Source organism: Prevotella sp. MGM2 (genome assembly GCF_002933955.1).
Taxonomy (GTDB): domain Bacteria; phylum Bacteroidota; class Bacteroidia; order Bacteroidales; family Bacteroidaceae; genus Alloprevotella.
In genome coordinates this window covers 1-2,046 of sequence record NZ_BEWW01000110.1, presented here as the reverse complement: position 1 = coordinate 2,046, position 2,046 = coordinate 1, and the positions used below count along the sequence as shown (strand labels likewise).

The window sequence follows — 2,046 nt, the reverse complement described above, 5'->3', positions numbered from 1 at the left end:
TCTGCAAGGTCGTGGTCGCTTTTCCACGAATGTCCGCACTCGGTGCAGATGTTCGTGCCGTCTGCCCTTTTGATGGCGTAATGCTTGAAGCAATGGCGGAAAGCGTATGCCCTTTGTTCTTCGGTCAATCTCGGTAGTCGCTTGCTCAAACGTGCGACTTCCTGCTGTATGCGTGTTCTCGGTTTCATAATCAGAAGTCAAATAGTGATGGTTCAACTTTGGTTTCTTTCTTCGCTGTTGGCTTGTTGCGGTTCTGCAACTTGCGGAGTTCCTCGTCTTGGTATTGTCGGATAGCGTTCTGCCGTGCTTCCGCCTTTTCCTCCGCTGTGAGTTCCACCACATGGTTCACGGCTACCTTGCATTGGATAGGTTCGCCCACCTCTACCTCGTTCTCGTCATAGTAGTGGACGGCTTGTCCGTATATCTCTCCGTCCGTGAAGCCGTTGCAACCACTTTTCTGCACATAGTTCAGAATGTAGGTCACGCAATCGTCTATGTTCTTGGCTGGGTTGCGGTAGTTCTTGGCAAAGAGCGCATCTTCCGCTGCCCGCTGTTCCAAATACATCTGTATCGTTCTCTTGAAATGGTCTGTCGTTTTCATATCGCTGTCATTTTAGATTGTCTGTTTCAGTATCTCTCTCCAATAGGTCGGCTCAACCTCGCTCAAAAGGAAGTCTGTAAAATCCCTCCGTGCGTCCTTGTTCAGTTCGTGGTAGAGGTCACGGAACACGGATATGTTTCCGTTGATATACGTTTCCACCATGTACACGAAGATGTTGTCCACCTCGTAGTATCTGCACTGCTGTGCTGCCGTCTTGCTGCTTCTCTTTGCCATTTCGGTAGGGGTTAAAGGGTGAATAACCAAAGGATGAAGCCGAAGAAGGCGATTGTGGAAAGGATAGCCACGATTACGCCTATCGCCACTCGGAACACTCCGTTTATTATCTCCGTGATGATGCCCCAAAGGATGTCCAATATCCCGAAGGCGGTGCGCACGATTAAACCGCATATCGCAAGTCCTATGTATTGCGCCACTTGTCTGAAATTTGCCGTTGCCGTCATAGCCGTATCATTTTTCAAGTTCCACAATGTTGTCTATCCTGCCGTATAGGTATCTGCGAAGTCCGGTCTTGTCCGTTGCCTTGTATTCCGTCCAACGTCCGTATTGGCATACGAGGAACGTGCGGAGAACATCGGAGAAGTCAAACCTCCAGCCTTGCAAGGGGACTGCGCTCTTGAAATAGGTGTTACTGTTCACGTTTTCGGTGAGCCAATCCTTTTCCTCTCGGTTCATCTGTCCTCCGTTGTTCAGTTTCTCACGAAGGATGTAAGCCTTACTGCCTTTCAGTGTTTCCAATGTCGGCACTTCCCAAGCCACGAATTTTGTTGCCATTGTTGTTTCCATATCCGTTTTGTTTTTGATTTTTTGTTTTTAATGCGGATTCAAGAGCTGAGGGAGTTGAGTTTCAAACTATCTTATCTGCCTCTCGTTTATCCGACATTTTTTTTAATGCGTCTTTCTGTCGCATCGGTCGTTTTCGTTTCGGGTGCTTAAAAAGGTAGGGATTAGGGAATGCAAGGTTTTTCGCGGAAATACTACCCGCAGGGCTGGAGATTTCCGCAGAAAACAGGAGGCTTGACCTTGCTTTCCCGTCCAATCCCGGAATTACCTTTGCGCCCAGAACGGAAATGACTGCCTGATGCGGCTCACTGAAAGGCGCGGAAATGGAGGTAAACGGAAGTGGAGGCAGATTGGACAGGAAAACTTCAAAAGAGAAATCCGTAAAAAAGAAGTCCACAAAAGAAAAAGGGAAACAGCCGGAAGCGTGGAACCGGGCAAACCACCGTGTGGAAAGTATGGTTTTATATGTCCGGCAGGACGTGTCCGGTCGGACATATAAAATCATTCTTTCAGGTTTGCCTGCCGTGGGTGACGGCTTGTTCCATTCATGGAGCGGGCGGTCTTGCACGGCTTTCCGCTTCCGGCTCAAATGGACAGCGAAAAAGAAAAACAGTCAGAAATCCGTAAAAGCACCTCTCTGGCAT

General features: G+C 48.6%; 4 protein-coding genes and 2 pseudogenes. 1 reads left to right on the top strand and 5 read right to left on the bottom strand.

The window, feature by feature from the left end; all coding sequences use genetic code 11:
* From C5S62_RS02450 to C5S62_RS02430, 5 genes and pseudogenes are all read right to left on the bottom strand, one after another.
* A pseudogene (locus C5S62_RS02450) lies at positions 1-188 on the bottom strand (PcfJ-like protein); the annotation flags it as partial.
* Positions 189-190: 2 nt separating this feature from the next.
* Entirely contained in the window at positions 191-601 is a 411-nt protein-coding gene (locus C5S62_RS02445) for a PcfK-like family protein (RefSeq protein WP_018667430.1), read from the bottom strand.
* 12 nt (positions 602-613) lie between these two features.
* The gene (locus tag C5S62_RS02440; protein WP_018667431.1) at positions 614-835 is read right to left on the bottom strand and encodes a hypothetical protein; all 222 of its coding nucleotides are present in this window, start codon (positions 833-835) and stop codon (positions 614-616) included.
* Positions 836-846: 11 nt separating this feature from the next.
* On the bottom strand, positions 847-1,062 hold the full coding sequence (locus C5S62_RS02435) for a hypothetical protein (protein ID WP_025069035.1): 216 nt from the start codon (positions 1,060-1,062) through the stop codon (positions 847-849).
* A 7-nt stretch (positions 1,063-1,069) separates the two neighbouring features.
* Positions 1,070-1,405, bottom strand: coding sequence for a hypothetical protein (locus C5S62_RS02430; protein WP_025069034.1), 336 nt, complete (start codon positions 1,403-1,405; stop codon positions 1,070-1,072).
* 452 nt (positions 1,406-1,857) lie between these two features.
* On the opposite strand from C5S62_RS02430, the pseudogene C5S62_RS13775 reads away from it, so the two are divergent.
* Positions 1,858-2,046 (top strand): annotated as a pseudogene (locus C5S62_RS13775) (hypothetical protein); the annotation flags it as partial.